This window comes from Pseudoalteromonas piscicida (genome assembly GCF_002744175.1).
GTDB lineage: Bacteria > Pseudomonadota > Gammaproteobacteria > Enterobacterales > Alteromonadaceae > Pseudoalteromonas > Pseudoalteromonas piscicida_B.
This window is the reverse complement of the sequence record NZ_NKHF01000035.1, coordinates 34089-50766: the sequence shown is the minus strand read 5'-3', so window position 1 is coordinate 50766 and position 16678 is coordinate 34089. Positions and strand designations below refer to the sequence as shown.

Genomic DNA, 16678 nt, shown 5'->3' with positions numbered 1-16678 from the left:
GATGACAAAACAAAAAATATTAGTAACCGGCTTACCACGAACCGGAACAACAAGTCTATGCATCACAGCGCTCACTCTTGGCTATAAAACGGCACATACAGCCTATACAAGACAAGCTTTAGATGAAGCTGAATTTATTGCCGACACCCCAGTGTTCGCAGACTTTGAGAAACTATACGCTTTGTATCCCAACGTTAAGATTATTCACTTAACACGCCAATTTGATAACTGGTTACCATCCATTAAAAGGCTAATGTCGGCGATGCAAGCTAACTTGTTATCTCAGCAAGGCGGATTCAATGACACCATAAAGCGCTGTTATCTCGAAACTTTTAGTGACTTTGAGCAGCATTTTGACGATGACAGCTATTGGCACGCTTGCTACCAACGTCATCTGGAAAAAGTGATTAACTTCAGCCAGGCTAATGATATTCCATTTCTTTCTATTGATATAGCAGAGCCCAGTGTAGCATGTAAACTAGCAGAGTTTTTGGCTGTAGAATGTCAGCAAATTGAGATCCCACACGTCAATATAGGTGGTAAAGTTACTGCGTGGAAATGGTTTGCTCACGTCAATAAAGTTGAGTCAACCAGGCAAGGTAAAGCTGATAAAGATGCGATTCTTTATGAACGCCAAATTCAATCTGTAGTTTGAGTTTGCTATACTCAAACTAAGCTGTATATACAAGATAAGATTATGTTTGAACTGAAATTTCACACACCATTTAGTTGGACTGAAAAAGTCCTAGAAGACTTTGATACCTTTTTACAAGATCACGCTGCGGCGGAAAAGAAAGCTGCGGGTATGGCAATGGCTATGCTTGGTCATTACCCTGATCGGATCAAGTTGGTAAAGGCTATGGCAGACCTCGCCATAGAGGAGATGATCCACTTTAAACAAGTTCTTAAGCTGTTAACTGAACGTGGCACTTTGTTGGGTAACGACCAAAAAGATCCTTACATTAAGCAAATGAGAGCACTATTTCGCCAAGGTAGTGATGAGTACTTGATTGATAGGCTACTCATTGGTGCCGTCATAGAGGCGAGGGGACATGAACGTTTTTCTTTGGTCGCAGAGGCGTTACCAGAAGGTAAAGAAAAAGACTTTTATGTCACCATAGCTAAATCTGAAGAAAAGCATAAAAACCTATTTGTAGAGCTGGGATACGAGTACTTTGATAAACAAATAATTGATAAACGACTAGAAGAAATTTTAGTTGCTGAAGGTGAAATTTGTAAGGGTATTCCGTTTACCGCTGCACTGCATTAACAGTCTAAAAACAGGAAAAAATAATAATAATAGGGAGTTTAGCTATATGAACCTAAAAACAAAACTTTATCTGGCCGGTTTTTTTATAAGCTCGGCAGCCTGCGGCAATGAAGCTTTTCAGCCTGCAAAGGCATGGCAAGAACTTAACTCAAATTTGGTTACCCATTACGCGTATCTTGGAGATTTTGAAGGGTATCAGCAGAGCAAGCAACTGTTCGCAGCTAAACTAGAGAATATAAAGACAAAACAGGGCTTTATAGACTTGAGCCAAGCCTATTTACGGCACTTCACAGATCCACATCTGAATATGGGCCCGCTGAACGAAGATGACTATATCGTCTATCCCACGGGTGCCGACTTATATGCTGAGTTTGTAGGCGGCATCGCAGTGATCCAAGATGTTAAGCGTGATAGTGCAGCAGATATTGCTGGTTTGAGACCAGGAAACACGGTCGCGAGTATAAATAATCAAACAGTTACGGCCGCAGTTGAAGATGTAATGCAAGTGCCGTTTAGCTCACTAAGTCATCAACAACGTAATTATGCACTTAATGTTGCGTTAGGTGGAAAGCGCTACCAGCCACGTACAATCGAGCTTATAAAACAGGGAGAAATAACTAAGGTCACACTCGCTGCGAGCTATGATGCCATTAATGCACTCAGTGACGGACCAAAGGTGTCTTTTAACAAGCTCGGAGACTTCGGCTACATTAGATTCAATAATGCCATGGGTAATGAGCAAACGGTCGTTGAGTTTACAAAGGCGTTGCAAGCTTTGGGAAAAGTTACGGGGTATATTTTAGATTTACGTAATACTCCAAGTGGCGGCAATACCGGTGTTGCAGAACCAATCCTTGGTCATTTCACCGATTCCAAAGCTGTATATCAACAATACCGAACACAGACACCGGCAACCAACTATCAATCCGCGGTTCTTGAGCAGGCATTCGCCACGCCTCAGCAACCACAAGTTACTGTGCCATTTGTTGTGCTTGCAGGACGTTGGACAGGTAGCATAGGAGAAGGCATGACGATTGGCTTCGATGCACTCGGGGCAAAAGCAATTATTGGTGCACCAATGGCGGATTTACTTGGTGGTATAAAACGACTTTCGTTAAATGATAGCGGCGCTTGGGTCGAGGTTGGATTTGAACGGCTTTATCATGCCGATGGTAGTTTTCGTGAAGCGTTCGAGCCTGATATGTTAAGACGAGGAGACATGGATAAAAACGGCAATGACGTCGCGCTCGAGACTGCAATAAAAGTTTTAGGCCAAAATATTCAGTAGGATGCAAGAAGCAACTGAATTAACAGTAAATATAATAAGAGGATAACGCGTGTTGTTCTCTTATTTATTCTATTTAACATAATATAAATTATAGGATGTTAAGTATGGTTTGTTATAGCTACACATTTGCCCTCGTTCATCACTATAATATGTCCAATACTAGACGGTATCGGACATTATTAAAAAGTTTACGACTTTTTCTATTGAGCTATGGATTTGGTTTTTATAGTATGTGGTTGAATTTGTAATTTGAAGTATCGACATATGGAATTTGTAAGACCGCTAGAACCAATCTTGATAATAGATGACGCTGTTGAGATTAGAGATTTTCTGACACAGATTTTGGAAAACCTAGGGTTTGAAGAAGTTTATGGCTGTGAAGACTTTGATTCTGCAAAACCGCTCTTAAAACATAAACAACCCAGCGTGGTGTTTTTGGACATTGAGCTTCCTGACACAGATGGCACTGAGATCCTTTCCTACATAAATGAAAACTTTCCTGCTGCACACGTGATTATGTGTTCTGGTCACAACAGCATGGAAAATGTACAAAATACTTGGGAGCTTGGTGCTAAAGGATTTATCGCTAAGCCTTTCAATGCGCATAAAGTAGATTCTGTAATGAAGCGTTTAGAGCTGGTTACATGAATGAAGAAATAAAGAAAATCATAGATGCGCTGTCCAATGTCATATTAGAAAAGCCCGAGCAAATAAAGCTCGCAATTTGTAGTTTGCTTTGTCGGGGTCACCTTTTGATTGAAGATTTACCCGGTATGGGCAAAACGACGCTGTCTCATTCACTTGCCGATGTCTTGGGGTTAACCTATCGCCGTGTGCAGTTTACCAGCGATTTACTACCATCAGATATTACAGGTACGTCGATATTCAATCGCGACCAACAATCTTTTGAGTTTCATCCCGGTCCCATATTTACTCAGGTTTTACTCGCAGATGAAATAAATCGAGCAAGTCCGAAAACGCAAAGTGCGTTACTTGAAGCCATGGAAGAACATCAAGTAACTATTGACGGTGTAAGCCACGAGCTCCCTAGCCCATTTTTTGTTATCGCAACTCAAAACCCCCAACATCAATCCGGTACACATCCGTTACCTGAATCTCAGCTAGACCGCTTTTTTATGCGAATTAGTTTAGGCTATCCCTCAACCGTTGCAGAAGCTCAATTGATAAAGTTTGCAGGAAACGTGCGTAAACAGATCCAAGTTGCTCAGGTTATTGATAGCGAAGCCCTATTACGATATCAAAGCGCAGTTCCTAATATTGTATTGAGTGATGCTATCATTGATTATATTCTTCGTTTGGTGACTCACACTAGGCAGTCAGGACAATTTAGCGATCCCTTATCACCCCGAGCTAGCATAGCCCTTGCAGCTGCAAGTCGTGCTTATGCTTTTATTAGTGGCAGAGAATTTGTGATCCCAGACGACGTTCAAGCTGTGTTTACTTCAGTCTGCGCCCATCGACTTGGAATTCCAACCACAAATGAAGAAGAAGTAGAGACTCAGATTTTTGAGCATGTTCCGGTGCATTGAGCATGATCAAAGGCCTGAAACAGAAAGTTAAGCAGCATATTGTTAAAAGGCATCAGAGTTCTGATATTTGCTTATCTCATAACAATATTTATATATTGCCCTCCAAGGATGGCGGATTTTTTATTGCGGTTGCGCTGCTTAATTTTATTTTAGGGATAAATTATCAAAACAACTTAATCCTCGCGGTCTCTTATTTGATGGTTGTGATGATGATCGCAGCTCTGTTCTTGGGTTTCTTTAATTTAAACAAAACAAATGTCCGATACTTGGGGGTCCACGCAAATTTCAGCCCATATAGTGCCAATATCAAGCTCAAGGTAGCTTCTAATACTGAGATCCAATCTCTGCGTTTATTGAGTCAGTATGATACTTCAGCAATGCACATTCAAACCATCTCTGGTGAAAAAGTGGTTGAGTTAAAAGCGGTGAATTTATCGAGGGGCGTCTATGAAATTGGAGAGATCAAGATACAAAGCTATTTTCCTTTTGGTCTTATACGCACATGGTCATATATAAAACCAGATGACCAATTTCACATCTACCCTACTCCGATCCCAGCTGGTGATCAGCAGCATAATTATGGTCAATCCAATAATAGTGAACAAGGTGCAATAAATAATACACTTTCACCTGAGTTTGATCACTTGTCAGCGTACCAAAACGGCATGAGTTTGAGCCGAGTTTCATGGAAGCACTATGCCAAAACTGAGCAAATGCTTGTGAAACAAAACGCGCCTGAGTCTGCAGATTTAGATGAAGTGATACTCGATTATTCAGCGCTTTCGGGTGGCAAGGAGGAACGCCTCAGTAAACTCTGTACTATGGTACTAGATGCAGATAAACAGCAGGCAAAATATGCTCTCTTGTTGCAGCAGTATCGGATACCGTTTGGTAAAGGTGATGCTCATAAGCTAAGTTGCTTGGAGGCGTTGAGTGAATTTTAGCCCTCCTAAGTGGTACTACAGCACTTCGCTATTCTTATGCTTATTAAGCATTATTCTGATGGATGATTTTGGTCTTGGGTTTGTTGGTCTATGTACTTTACTCACCTGTTGGCAAGGCATTCGCTTGATCAGCAAACCTAATATTATTAGCGTACGACTGATTAATCTCATCACCATATTAGGCGCTATCGCCACAGCAGCGTTGATTGGCATGAAAAACAGCGTAAACGTATTTGTTGCACTGATGCTCATTGCGTCATTATTAAAGCAGCTGCATGCCACACAACCTCGTCAGTTTACACAGGTTTGTATTCTTAACTTTTTTACTTATCCTTGCTTATTTTTGTTTACACAAAGCCTTTTTACCGCACTGCTAGTATTAATGATGCTGGTGGTAAATCTGGCTATCATGGTTAATTTGGAACAACGTTTACGATTAAAAACCGCATTAACAATCAGCGTTAAAAGCCTCGTTATCGTGTTGCCGGCGGCTGCATTAATGGTTGTTTTTTTCCCTAAACTTCCTGCATTTTGGCAGTTGCCTGCGCCACAAAGCCAAGCAAAAACTGGACTTTCAGAAAATGTTGACCCGTTTAATATCGCCAACCTATCGCAATCAAGTGACTTGGTTTTTAGAGCTTCATTTAACAACAGCGAGCAAGTAGGCCCATTTTATTGGCGTGCAATCATTCATGATGAATTTGATGGTAGGCAATGGAAAGTATCAGAGTTTCAAGGCACCAATATAAGTCGCTTTTCCACTGCAATAAATGGCACGGCGACCATTATTGCGCAGCCAAGCCACCTGCCGTGGCTTTATGGTTTTGGGTTCTCAACATCAGACAATCAACAATTAAATACCAATGTCTTTGGCACCGTTTATTTAAAGAACCTGACAGCAAAGCCAATAGAATATCAAATAGAATATCGCAGTTTCGAACCTCAATCTGGGTTAAAAACTTGGCTTTACCGACGCAACACCGCCTTACCCGATAACATAAATAAAAAAGCACGGCTGCTGGCTCAATCATGGGCAAGTCAATCGACCACAGAGCTTGAGTTCATTGAGCAAATGAAGCGATATTTTTTAGAGAATGGATTCGTTTACACCTTAACCCCGAGCCCCACACAATCCACAGACAGAATTGATGACTTCCTATTTCGTTCATTTAATGGATTCTGTGGACATTATGCGTCTGCCGCTGCGTTTTTATTGAGAAGTGCTGGTATTCCAGCACGTTTGGTATCGGGCTATCTAGGCGGAGAAAAAAGCCAGGACCAACAATACTATAGTGTCTATCAATATGATGCTCATGCTTGGGTCGAATATTTTGCACCAGGCAAAGGGTGGCAACGTCTAGATCCAACAGCTTGGATAGCTCCAGAGCGGATGACGGGTAGTCTTTCACAATTCGAACAATTAGCAACCGAATTTAAAAGTGGCTTAGGTTATAGCCTTATTGGGTTATCCAATTGGCAATCGATCAATTGGCTAAGATTGAAGTTGGAGGCGCTTGATTACCAATGGACTCGTATCGTTATAAATTTTGACAAAGACAAGCAGCGCTCTCTTTTTAACGATTTATTCGGTAAATATGGCCAACTATGGGCCGGAGCCTTCTCGCTGTTATTGCTGATTTTGGTATCAATTGCGTTGTTTTACCTCGCTCAGCGATATGCGCGGGACAAACGCCCTATCGAACTTGTCTATTACAGTGCTATAGTGTCCCATTTCAACGGCCAACTATCGGGCACCACGGTCAGACAAAATATAGTGGCCTTAGTTGAATTATTTCCTGAAGTATCAGCGCCACTTTGGCGATTTTATGGACTGATTGAAAAATCACAGTATCAACAAGAACCACTCTCTCAGGCTGAACTTAGAGAGTTGAAGGCGTTGTACAAAGTAATAAAAAGAAAGGCAAGAAAATAATATGAATGCAGTTATTTTGGGCGTCTTGCTCATGCTGGGGTTGACCCTCTTTCGAATTAACGTGATCGTCGCCATGACGGTAAGTGCCATGGCAGCTGGCTTAGTGTCGGGGTTGGATTTAAAAACCACGTTAAATGCTTTCAATGATGGCTTATCTGGAGGCGCAGAAATAGCATTAAGCTATGCCATGCTTGGTGGTTTTGCTGTGGCAATTTCTAAGTCTGGATTAACGCAAATCTTAGCACAAAAACTACTCAAATTGGTAAATGCAAACGATGCGCAAGGGTCAACATTTTTAAGCATGTTTATCATGGTTATTATATTGGCCTGTTCAATTGCGTCTCAAAACCTAGTGCCAGTGCACATCGCGTTTATCCCTATTCTGATCCCTCCTCTTTTGGTTGTATTGAATAAGCTCACGATTGACCGCCGTGCGATCGCTTGTATATTGACATTCGGTTTAGCGACAAGCTACATGGTCCTTCCATACGGCTTTGGGGGCATTTACCTCTATTCGATTTTGCATAAGAACCTGGTAGATAATGGCTTAGCACTCGCGAAGCTTGATGTACCACATGCGATGATTATTCCGGCACTTGGCATGTTAATAGGTTTACTTGTTGCAGTATTTATCACTTATCGAAAGAAACGCACTTATGAAGTCAGTCATCAAATGCAGTCACAAACAACGACCTTACCAGAAGGCAAAGAAGCAACTAAGGTAATGATTGTTGGTGGCGCTGCGGTGTTGGCATCACTTATCGCACAGAATATCAGTGGTTCAATGATCCTAGGTGGCCTCGTCGGTGTGATGATTTTTAGCCTATTCGGAATAGTAAAATGGGAGCAAAACTCTGATGTATTTAGTAAAGGCGTAGCCATGATGGCCATGATCGGCTTTATCATGATCTCAGCCCAAGGCTTTGCTGCTGTGATGAAAGCGACTGGTGATGTTGCAAGCCTAGTTGCAAGTTGTGCCGATTTTGTTGGAGATAATAAACCGCTTGCCGCAGCCATGATTCTACTTGTTGGTTTACTCATCACTATGGGTATTGGCAGCTCCTTCTCTACCGTACCAATCATTGCTACACTGTTTGTACCTTTATCTCTTGAAGTTGGCTTTTCTGCAATGGCAACTGCAGCCCTAGTTGGCACCGCGGGAGCCTTAGGTGATGCAGGCTCTCCAGCTTCAGATTCTACACTTGGGCCGACTTCAGGCCTAAACGCTGATGGCCAGCATGACCATATTTGGGATTCCGTTGTCCCAACCTTCATCCATTTTAATATTCCACTTTTGGGCTTTGGATGGATAGCCGCTATGGTGCTGTAGCCCAATCTGAGGCATCAACCCGAAATTTGGTTTGTTGCCTCTCCTTATTGTACTAACAATTTCCCTCTTTCACATCGCTTTTTCTTCCACTCTTTATTCAGCTTACCTTTCTCTTAAAAATTTAATTTATTGATATTGATATATTTTATCTGCAACTAACAAAAAATAAAAAGTAAGCTAAACTGGAGAAAGGATAACTTTTAAACCAAGCTCACTTGGCTAAGTAAAGTTACAGATAGAAAAATGATGAGTGCAAAGGAATTACGATGCGTTATTTAATCACGTAGCCGCAATGTTTATATCAAACTTTGCTCCTTACAATCTCTTGAGTTTGTTTTCTATCCAAAAATATGAGAGCTAATCAGTAAAACCATGTCATTTTACTGTTTTATGAATAGATAAATGCGCTGATACAGGGGTTGCTATGAATGCACCTATCATGTTGGTTGATGATGAAATCGATATACTAAAATCCTTAAAACGGACATTAAAGCTCCGAGGCTATGATGTGGTTTATACGGAAGACCCACAGCATGCCATAGATCTAATAAATGAACACCAGCCACATGTACTTATTACTGACTTCAGAATGCCAAGCATGAATGGTCAGCAATTAATACAAGAGGTAAAAAGACATAATCCAAATATTGAGTGTATCGTACTCAGTGGACAGGCGGATTATGATGATATGAAAGCACTTATTAACGCGAACAATACGTTCAAGTTCATATCAAAACCTTGGGATAACGAAGAGCTATATGCCACCATAGAGGCAGCACTAACGAACTTTCACAAAAATGAATTAAAAGCCCAAATCTTACGTAGTAATAATGCTCCATTAGTAGAGATAAATACACTTGGCAATGTGATAGATTGCAATTACGCCTATACTGAACTCGTTGTCAATGAGGGCAATAAAGGAAACTTCTTTCAGCTCTTTAATTTTGAGAATAGTAAAAAAATCGAGGACTTTGCCGAGCGCAGTATAGCTACCCTAAACAGTTCTGGTACGCTTTGCCAAGTCGAACTCAAATTAAAAACCGAGTCTAGTTACCTGCTTATTATAAAGCCGCTTTTGAGTGAGCAAGATCAATACCCAAACTTCTATCAAAGTAAACAGCGGTTTATCGAGCATATAAAACCCAGCCATAACGCTGTGATGATTTGCCTTAAGATCCGAGATTTACTCGTTAAGAACATTATTTCGAATACTCCAATATACTCTGAGACATTCAAAAAGGTGATTGACCATGCAACTTTTAAAGCAAGTAGTCGCTTTTCAATGTTAGAAATAAGCTTCGATCAAGCGATTTTTTACTTAGATTCAGTGCAAAATGAGATTGAAGTGCATAAGTTTTTAGATGAGGTGATACACTCAATTCGCCAGTTTTTTATACGAAAAAACATTCAAATAAAATTTTCCGTTTCCTACACTATGATTGAGCCACAGCAGCAACTCTCCGAAGTGATTGATAGTTTAGTGATCTACACGCAATTTGTCAGTGAATCACGTACCGACTTTTATATGCGTTATTCACCCTCTTTACTATCAGAAAAGCTGAATGAGCACAAAGTATCAGAAGCGTTGTTTAACGCTGTAGATAACGATGAATTCTACCTACGGTTTCAACCTAAACTCAGTTTACCCAAGCAATCAATTGACAGCTGCGAAGTTTTAATAAGATGGAAAAACACGGAGTTTGGGGCAAACTCCCCCGATTATTTCATTCCCATCGCCGAAAAAGACGGACAGATAGTCAAAATAGGGACTTGGGTGATAGCACAATCTTGTATAGCGCTATGTGAATGGCGAAATAAAGGACTTGAAGTAAATAAAGTGGCTATTAATGTCTCCCCCTACCAACTAGCAGACCCTAATTTTGTTGAAGTCATGTGTAGTATTTTAAATGAACATAATGTTAGGCCTGAGCAGTTTGAATTAGAGATCACAGAAAACTTTGTATTGGAAAACTTAGAGCAGGCCAGAAGTAAAATTTTGCATCTAAAAGAACTTGGGTTCTCTATTGCGATCGATGATTTTGGTACTGGCTACTCATCCCTTGGTTATATTTCTAAACTACCTGTAGACGTAATAAAAATTGATAAAAGCCTAGTTGAAAACATTGATAGCTCAAAGTCAGCGCGAGACCTAATTCAAAATGTCGTACGCTTAGTTCATGACTTAGACTTAAAAGTGGTTGCTGAAGGCATTGAGACGGTTGAACAGTTGGAGGTTTTAGAGAAGTTAAAATGTGATCAAGTGCAAGGTTACTTAATAGGAAAACCTGTGTCATTAGAGGAGTTTATGCATTATGTCTATTAACAGCACGGCGCCTCGGATTGTACTCGTAGACGACGATGAGTTAATGCTAAAATCTCTGCTACGCTATTTTAAAATCACCATGGCTGATGCTGAAATATCGACTTATTCGTCGCCAAAACAGTTTATAGAAGCGTTAGAAAGCACAGAGCGTATTGATATTTTTGTGACCGACTATTTGATGCCATCGGTAAATGGTACAGAGCTAATTAATACGGTCAGACGTCGTTACTCGCAGGTCATTACAGTTTTATTGAGCGGCGACACAACAGGTCAGATCCTTTCGAAGTCATCAATTTCTGCAACTTTTATTGTTGCCAAGCCATTTCATAAAGCTGAGCTTGATGAGGTGATAGCCGCATATGAGCGGATCAATGCACTACCACTTAGTGACACAATTAAGCGAGCATTAAATGAAACCTTTATTGAGAATGAGCTGCCTATTCTGCTGAGTAAAATTGAAGATATTGACCTTGATTTTCATAAGCTTGAAGCAATGCTGGAGCAAGAGGTACTAATTCAAGCAAAACTATTTCATTTGTGCAACAGCGCTTATGTTGGCTTGCCTACCAAACAATATACACTCACCACCGCATTAAAAACATTAGGGGTGGATTTAGTATCGGCCATCATTGTTTCTGTCTGCTACCACAATATGGTTGCTGCACGTTACGACATTAGTAACTGCGAGACATTAAGTGAAATTAACTTTAGAAAAGTGAAGTTACTAAAAGAGCTAGCGCACAAGCTACATGACCCATCCGTAAACACTGAACGTTTAGTCTTCATTCAATCTTTATTGTTCTTGGGCGAACTTGGTTTTGAGATTGGCCAGCTCATTACCACTAAACATCGGTCATCACCAAAACGCGACTACATAGAAAAGTTGCAAATCGCATTATATACCGCCACTTTAATCGGATATGAACCTGCAATTACAGAGCAACTGTATGAACTAACTACAGCGCTTGAAGAGGATAAGCCAACCAACAGTGCAACAAGGTTGCTCTTATTAGTCGACACAGTTACCAACAATGATATGAACTTTTGGGTGACAAAAACATTTTTTGATTCAGACAATCAACATTGGTTGGAGCATTTCAATGAACTTAGAAGTAAGTACTTCAGCTAGATACAAGGTACTCATTTTAGATGATGAGGTATCTATACTAAACGCGTTAAAGCGCGTATTCCAGCAAAGCGAGCTTGATGTAGCGTGTTTTGACGACCCTTTTGCCGCATTAGAATTTCTAGATAATCATGCGGTTCAGGTTATTATCTCTGACTTTAGAATGCCAAAGATGGATGGTGGTGAGTTTCTAAAGCAAGCGAAAAAGCGCAACCCCGCTGCAGTCGGTTTGATACTCAGCGGTTACACTGATTCAGAGATGCTCATCAATATGATCAACACTAAGGTGGCCCATCGATTTTTGTGTAAACCATGGCAAAATGAACAGTTATTGCAAGAAGTTTATAGCGCAATTGATACTTATAAGGCCCACTATTTTCAAAATGTAATCCAGGCGCAATTAAAAAAGCATGATTGCCCACGCGTTCTTATCAACAGTGATGGTCAAGTATTGGAACATAACTTAAATAAAGATATAGCGCCTCAGATAGTCGAGGAATTTTCCGTTTGCTTTAGTGGCAATGGTGTTTTTGCTACACCGTTTGGCACGTTAAGATGCGATATCGCAAATAGTCCTGAGGCTCCAGAGCTTTATCTTATCACCATTAATAAAGTTGAGGTGGCAAATAGCATAGATCTCTACCAGACGATAAACGAACTGTTATTATGCTATACAATCAATCCAGAAATTGCGCGCTTTACGATTGCAAATAAAGAAACTATGCTGCCAAAACTCACTGTCGCTGCCCAACAGGTATTCCGACATTTTCAAATACTCCCCTCGTCCACACAGTATTATCTTTTTGTTTTAGACAAGATTGAACAAGCGCAGCTACAACGAAAATTAATTGAGCTCGAGATTCAGGTAGAGAAAATGGTTGAAGGCACCCTATCTAATGAAATCACTTGCAACCAAGAGTCTCTTTCTAGTTTTTTTGACTCAGGTGCCTAATAATAGAATTATAAATGAGCACAGAGCTAGCTCAGGCTTTACAATGGGCAGCTCCTACTCAGTGAGAAAATAAATCAAACTAGCTAGCTCTAAATCAGCATCGACTGTCTCAGTGACGAGAATAAACTGAGCGACTGGTTAAATACAATGAATGGAATACACCTATGAAAAAGCTTTTACTGTATGCGGCCGTTTCTGGGCTCTTTATCACTTCTGCATATGCTGACGACTATACGGCTGAGTTAGAAATTGATCGAATGCAGGACACACCGTTTAAACAATGTAGCGACTTCACTTTCCGTCAAGTAATGAAGAACTTTTTTACCAAAGCCTCTTGGTATTATTTTACTAGTGACTGGGGGAGAAACTACATAAATATTGATGGCTATGTAGAAGAAGAAGGCGAGCAGTTTGATTTTATTCTTCAATACGAAGTAAAGTCAGATGGAACATTTGAGCTCAACGCAATGGAGTTTATGGGAGAAGCCAAAGATGACTCGTTTATTATCATGATGCTAGAAAGCATTTGCTATCGTTCGACCGGTGACTAATACCAAACTGTATGTTATCGGACACCGGATTAAAGAAGTGAACAGGTTACTTAAAAGAGCAAGTGAGCGGTTTCGAACCATAACCCCAAATTAATTCAGCGTTATCATGCTTTTTTAGCCTAAGCTGATAATCACCACTGCGATAGCTAGGAGTTTCAGCTTTCTCAATAAACATTATCTTTTCGCTATTGTTAAAATCAGCAACTAGGGTTTGTGGTTGAGTGTCATAGTAGGCAATATTGAGCGCTTGATTACCACATTGATATTGAACTTGCTTAGGGCTCTTTACCAAGGCAAAACGCGCTTGTAGCTCTGCAATGCGTTGAATATAGGATTGTTTTAAGCACTTGGGTTTATCAGACGACTTCCAACATTCATTACGCCCTTTGATCCACCCTCTTTGCTGCGCTTTGAATAATTTTGGATGTGGCTCAGCAATTATTTGTCTATAGATTGCATCAAGCTCTTTGTCTAAGCTTGAAAGCTCGTTACTTCCACAAATAATCGACTCCATACTACCAATTTTAACATCATCGCAGGAAAATGACGGTGAGTTGCTCACTTTGCGGCTGAGGTGCTTATCTATATAGCCACACCAAGCCGTAGAGTTAAGAGCGGGTTTATCTTTATTGTTTCTTATTCCTAGCTTGAACTCTATAACCGACTGCCACTCTGTACTTCCAAGGTCAGGACCATGCCCTTGTCCGTCACCACTGTTTAACACTGTATCGACCTCTTTTACCCATGCACTTCCACAGTGCAATTTTCCAGAATTCTGAGCTACTGGATGTGAAAATTGCTCACTACTATGGGTTGAGCATCCAGATATCAGCAAAACGAACAACATTAATGAAAAGGTAATAGACACGGGTTTCACTTTGGCTTACCTGATAAGTGTATGAAAGTATATGTACTTCAGTCTAATTAGCTCGAACACAAAAAGCAATTATGGGCTTTACTATAGATATTTGTTGAACCTATATTTAGCTAGCCTTTAAAGCTTTGATAAAACAAGAAATAAGTCATCAGTAGCATCAAGATTTAACAGGTGGTGTTGATGCCGAGTTATTAGGTTAAAATTTGTATGATGTGTTCTTTAGGTGTGATTTAATATAGGGCTGAGCCCTATATTAAATTTTCTGTCTGATATCCACTTTACAAGTAAAGCTTTTTTTATACCTAGCTGTCAAAGCCATTTAACATCTTGTCGCATACCACAGGTGTTGGTCTGTGATTGTCATCGACAGCTACAAAGGTGAAGCTACCCGTAATTGCTAAGTGCTTGTCATCTTTATGCATTCTCTCTAGGTAGATTTCAACATCGACCTTTAAGCTGGTATTACCAACATGCACAACCTTAGATACCAACTCTGCAAACGTCCCTGCAGGAATCGCTTCTTTAAAATCAACTCTATCAGAAGAAATCGTTACTAGAGGTTTACGACAAAAACGCGTTGCCGCGATAAAAGCAACTTCATCCATCCATGCTAACGCATCACCACCAAATAAAGTGTTGTGGTGGTTAGTACGGCCAGGAAATACGGTCTTTGTTACGTGTGTAATTGAGCTTTTAATACGTTGCTCAATAATGGCTTGTCTTTGTTCGTCTGTCATTTTGTTACTGCTTTATCCGCTAATGTATCTTTCATAAGAAGAGCTGGGTCAAGTCTTTCCCCAAACCAGTTGAAGCGCCAATCTAGGTGTGGGCCTGTAACCCGACCTGTAGCGCCAATTTCTGCAATTTTGTCGCCTGTTTTTACCGCATCGCCCACTTTAACATCCAACTTACTGAGGTGGATATAAGTCGAAGTTATGCCATGTCCATGATCAAGAATAAGCGTGCCACCACTGTAGTACAAATCAGGATCCGCGAATACAACCTTACCAGATACCGGTGCCAAAACAGGCTCCCCCGTTTTATTCGCTATATCAAGACCAAAGTGGGGTCTTCTCGGTTCGCCATTAAAATATCTTTGACTACCGTAAACGCCCGATATCCTGCCTTTCGCAGGCCTAAATACCGGATCTTTGAAAAATTGCAGCTCAGAGTTTCCTTGCCGCGCTTTAGAAACTGCTTGTGCTTCTTTACGGATACGCTTAAGAACTGATTCAGGCGGCGACACATATTTTTTCGCCACGCCAGTGATCTTGTCGATGTCATAGTCTCTTTTTGTAATCACAAGAGGCTGAGTATGCGCTTTCCCATCTTTAGAGATCCAGCTCAAGGTATGAGTCAATTTCGCGTCGCGACCAAATCCAAATACAAAATATCCGTCTTTTGAACGTTTCAATGCTTTATTATTCAGCTTAATCTCTGTTGCACCTGCAAGTTTTCCAACAATTAGGCCGCCTTGCGTTAAATTGCCCTTAAGCTCCAATGCATTGGCAAAAAGAGAGCTCGTTGCCAGCAAGGTAATTACAAAACGTTTAAGCATAGGCGATAGCTCCTTTCCCTACTCCTTCGTATGCACGAACTTCAACTTTGTCATTCGGGTACTGTCGTTTTATTTGCCCAAGCAAATAGTCAGCAATACATTCAACGGTTGTATCGCAAGGCAATAAATCGCATCGAGATTGGCTAATCGCCAGCTCAAAATAGCCTTGAGACGAAGTATACGCGAACGCATAGTCATCGGCTTTCGCAGCAATATATTTAAGTTCAGTTGCAGGGATAATATCTTCTTCGCTGCCAAGGTAAATGTCTTGCCATTTATCTGCCCACTGTTTTTGTAGTCTTGGCATACTGATATCGTTAAGCTTAATCCCGATTAAGGAGCGATGGCCGTGGATAATACGTTGACAATTGCCATCATGCTTTTTTAAACCATGGCTATAATGATAGTAAAAGCCAGTCGCAGCTTCTGGGCGCAAGGTAATATCCAAATCTTTAACGTTGTCTGGCATATGTGGCATTATCACGGATTTGAGGTAGGCGATGGCATTTTCAGTATTGATTTCATTCCCCTCAATAACACACACAGCTTCTTCCGGCGCACTCATTGCAATGTGGTTATCGCCAAATTGCATGTCAAACTCAAAACGACCTTCTTTTAAGTGGGCATTGCAATTAAGAGAACTGGGCACAGCCAATTTATGATCTAGCTTTTCGTCAATAATTCGTTTTATTTGCTTTTTAACCTTGGCAAAGTCTAACACCATCGACTCTTCGTTCAGTTCGCCATGTAACACAATATCGGTTATCCAGCTTTCACCAACAGCACCACGTCGAGGGCAAAGGTATGAAAAATCAATTACGGTTAGAGAGTCAACAAAAAGGATCATATATTACCTAAATTAGCCTGCTTAAAAATCAACTCCAATTATAGAGATTTTCACCGTATAAATCGCCCCTAATTAGAACTGATTTGCATTTAATCCCTTAAATTTTTTGAAATTTAATTAAATAGACAT

Annotated in this window: 16 protein-coding genes; 12 read left to right on the top strand and 4 right to left on the bottom strand. The window is 40.6% G+C overall.

Features of this window, described 5'->3' with window-relative positions; all coding sequences use genetic code 11:
* Nucleotide 1: 1 nt before the first annotated feature.
* The 12 genes from CEX98_RS07735 (at nucleotide 2) to CEX98_RS07680 (ending at nucleotide 13267) form a co-directional block, all read left to right on the top strand.
* Nucleotides 2-655 (top strand): sulfotransferase family protein, encoded by a 654-nt coding sequence (locus CEX98_RS07735; protein ID WP_099641517.1) that lies wholly within the window; start codon nucleotides 2-4, stop codon nucleotides 653-655.
* Between the two features lie 42 nt (nucleotides 656-697).
* The gene (locus CEX98_RS07730) at nucleotides 698-1270 is read left to right on the top strand and encodes a tRNA-(ms[2]io[6]A)-hydroxylase (RefSeq protein WP_099641516.1); all 573 of its coding nucleotides are present in this window, start codon (nucleotides 698-700) and stop codon (nucleotides 1268-1270) included.
* A 46-nt stretch (nucleotides 1271-1316) separates the two neighbouring features.
* The gene (locus CEX98_RS07725) at nucleotides 1317-2558 is read left to right on the top strand and encodes a S41 family peptidase (RefSeq protein WP_099641515.1); all 1242 of its coding nucleotides are present in this window, start codon (nucleotides 1317-1319) and stop codon (nucleotides 2556-2558) included.
* Nucleotides 2559-2822: 264 nt separating this feature from the next.
* On the top strand, nucleotides 2823-3206 hold the full coding sequence (locus CEX98_RS07720; protein WP_099641514.1) for a response regulator: 384 nt from the start codon (nucleotides 2823-2825) through the stop codon (nucleotides 3204-3206).
* On the top strand, nucleotides 3203-4108 hold the full coding sequence (locus CEX98_RS07715; protein WP_099641513.1) for an AAA family ATPase: 906 nt from the start codon (nucleotides 3203-3205) through the stop codon (nucleotides 4106-4108). The genes CEX98_RS07720 and CEX98_RS07715 overlap by 4 nt, the downstream gene beginning before the upstream one ends.
* A 2-nt stretch (nucleotides 4109-4110) precedes the next feature.
* A complete protein-coding gene (locus tag CEX98_RS07710) occupies nucleotides 4111-5052 on the top strand; it encodes a DUF58 domain-containing protein (protein WP_099641512.1) in 942 nt (313 codons plus the stop codon).
* Nucleotides 5042-6985, top strand: coding sequence for a transglutaminaseTgpA domain-containing protein (locus tag CEX98_RS07705; protein ID WP_099641511.1), 1944 nt, complete (start codon nucleotides 5042-5044; stop codon nucleotides 6983-6985). Before CEX98_RS07710 ends, CEX98_RS07705 begins: the two co-directional genes overlap by 11 nt.
* Before the next feature lies 1 nt (nucleotide 6986).
* Nucleotides 6987-8315 carry a Na+/H+ antiporter family protein gene (locus CEX98_RS07700; RefSeq protein ID WP_099641510.1) on the top strand — a complete coding sequence of 443 codons (1329 nt, stop codon included), beginning with the start codon at nucleotides 6987-6989 and terminating at the stop codon, nucleotides 8313-8315.
* A 424-nt stretch (nucleotides 8316-8739) separates the two neighbouring features.
* A complete protein-coding gene (locus tag CEX98_RS07695; RefSeq protein ID WP_099641509.1) occupies nucleotides 8740-10638 on the top strand; it encodes an EAL domain-containing response regulator in 1899 nt (632 codons plus the stop codon).
* On the top strand, nucleotides 10628-11767 hold the full coding sequence (locus CEX98_RS07690; RefSeq protein ID WP_099641508.1) for a response regulator: 1140 nt from the start codon (nucleotides 10628-10630) through the stop codon (nucleotides 11765-11767). Before CEX98_RS07695 ends, CEX98_RS07690 begins: the two co-directional genes overlap by 11 nt.
* Nucleotides 11739-12716: a response regulator gene (locus CEX98_RS07685; RefSeq protein WP_099641507.1), complete on the top strand. Its 978-nt coding sequence runs from the start codon at nucleotides 11739-11741 to the stop codon at nucleotides 12714-12716. Before CEX98_RS07690 ends, CEX98_RS07685 begins: the two co-directional genes overlap by 29 nt.
* A gap of 164 nt (nucleotides 12717-12880) precedes the next feature.
* The gene (locus CEX98_RS07680; protein WP_099641506.1) at nucleotides 12881-13267 is read left to right on the top strand and encodes a hypothetical protein; all 387 of its coding nucleotides are present in this window, start codon (nucleotides 12881-12883) and stop codon (nucleotides 13265-13267) included.
* A gap of 46 nt (nucleotides 13268-13313) precedes the next feature.
* On the opposite strand, the gene CEX98_RS07675 is transcribed toward CEX98_RS07680, so the two are convergent.
* The 4 genes from CEX98_RS07675 to CEX98_RS07660 form a co-directional block, all read right to left on the bottom strand.
* Complete coding sequence (locus CEX98_RS07675) at nucleotides 13314-14135, bottom strand: lysozyme inhibitor LprI family protein (protein ID WP_143484334.1); 822 nt, start codon at nucleotides 14133-14135, stop codon at nucleotides 13314-13316.
* A 311-nt stretch (nucleotides 14136-14446) separates the two neighbouring features.
* On the bottom strand, nucleotides 14447-14881 hold the full coding sequence (locus CEX98_RS07670) for an acyl-CoA thioesterase (protein WP_099641504.1): 435 nt from the start codon (nucleotides 14879-14881) through the stop codon (nucleotides 14447-14449).
* The gene (locus tag CEX98_RS07665) at nucleotides 14878-15702 is read right to left on the bottom strand and encodes a M23 family metallopeptidase (RefSeq protein ID WP_099641503.1); all 825 of its coding nucleotides are present in this window, start codon (nucleotides 15700-15702) and stop codon (nucleotides 14878-14880) included. Before CEX98_RS07665 ends, CEX98_RS07670 begins: the two co-directional genes overlap by 4 nt.
* Nucleotides 15695-16549, bottom strand: coding sequence for a 6-carboxytetrahydropterin synthase (locus CEX98_RS07660; protein ID WP_099641502.1), 855 nt, complete (start codon nucleotides 16547-16549; stop codon nucleotides 15695-15697). Before CEX98_RS07660 ends, CEX98_RS07665 begins: the two co-directional genes overlap by 8 nt.
* Nucleotides 16550-16678 lie beyond the last annotated feature (129 nt).

Bases quoted from the DNA above. Each gene is read 5' to 3' on its own strand.
- CEX98_RS07735 (WP_099641517.1), top strand. From the start codon at position 2: ATGACAAAACAAAAAATATTAGTAACCGGCTTACCACGAACCGGAACA.
- CEX98_RS07690 (WP_099641508.1), top strand. From the start codon at position 10,628: ATGTCTATTAACAGCACGGCGCCTCGGATTGTACTCGTAGACGACGAT.
- CEX98_RS07710 (WP_099641512.1), top strand. From the start codon at position 4,111: ATGATCAAAGGCCTGAAACAGAAAGTTAAGCAGCATATTGTTAAAAGG.
- CEX98_RS07700 (WP_099641510.1), top strand. From the start codon at position 6,987: ATGAATGCAGTTATTTTGGGCGTCTTGCTCATGCTGGGGTTGACCCTC.
- CEX98_RS07670 (WP_099641504.1), bottom strand. From the start codon at position 14,881: ATGACAGACGAACAAAGACAAGCCATTATTGAGCAACGTATTAAAAGC.
- CEX98_RS07715 (WP_099641513.1), top strand. From the start codon at position 3,203: ATGAATGAAGAAATAAAGAAAATCATAGATGCGCTGTCCAATGTCATA.
- CEX98_RS07680 (WP_099641506.1), top strand. From the start codon at position 12,881: ATGAAAAAGCTTTTACTGTATGCGGCCGTTTCTGGGCTCTTTATCACT.
- CEX98_RS07695 (WP_099641509.1), top strand. From the start codon at position 8,740: ATGAATGCACCTATCATGTTGGTTGATGATGAAATCGATATACTAAAA.
- CEX98_RS07730 (WP_099641516.1), top strand. From the start codon at position 698: ATGTTTGAACTGAAATTTCACACACCATTTAGTTGGACTGAAAAAGTC.
- CEX98_RS07685 (WP_099641507.1), top strand. From the start codon at position 11,739: ATGAACTTAGAAGTAAGTACTTCAGCTAGATACAAGGTACTCATTTTA.
- CEX98_RS07660 (WP_099641502.1), bottom strand. From the start codon at position 16,549: ATGATCCTTTTTGTTGACTCTCTAACCGTAATTGATTTTTCATACCTT.
- CEX98_RS07720 (WP_099641514.1), top strand. From the start codon at position 2,823: ATGGAATTTGTAAGACCGCTAGAACCAATCTTGATAATAGATGACGCT.
- CEX98_RS07665 (WP_099641503.1), bottom strand. From the start codon at position 15,702: ATGCTTAAACGTTTTGTAATTACCTTGCTGGCAACGAGCTCTCTTTTT.
- CEX98_RS07725 (WP_099641515.1), top strand. From the start codon at position 1,317: ATGAACCTAAAAACAAAACTTTATCTGGCCGGTTTTTTTATAAGCTCG.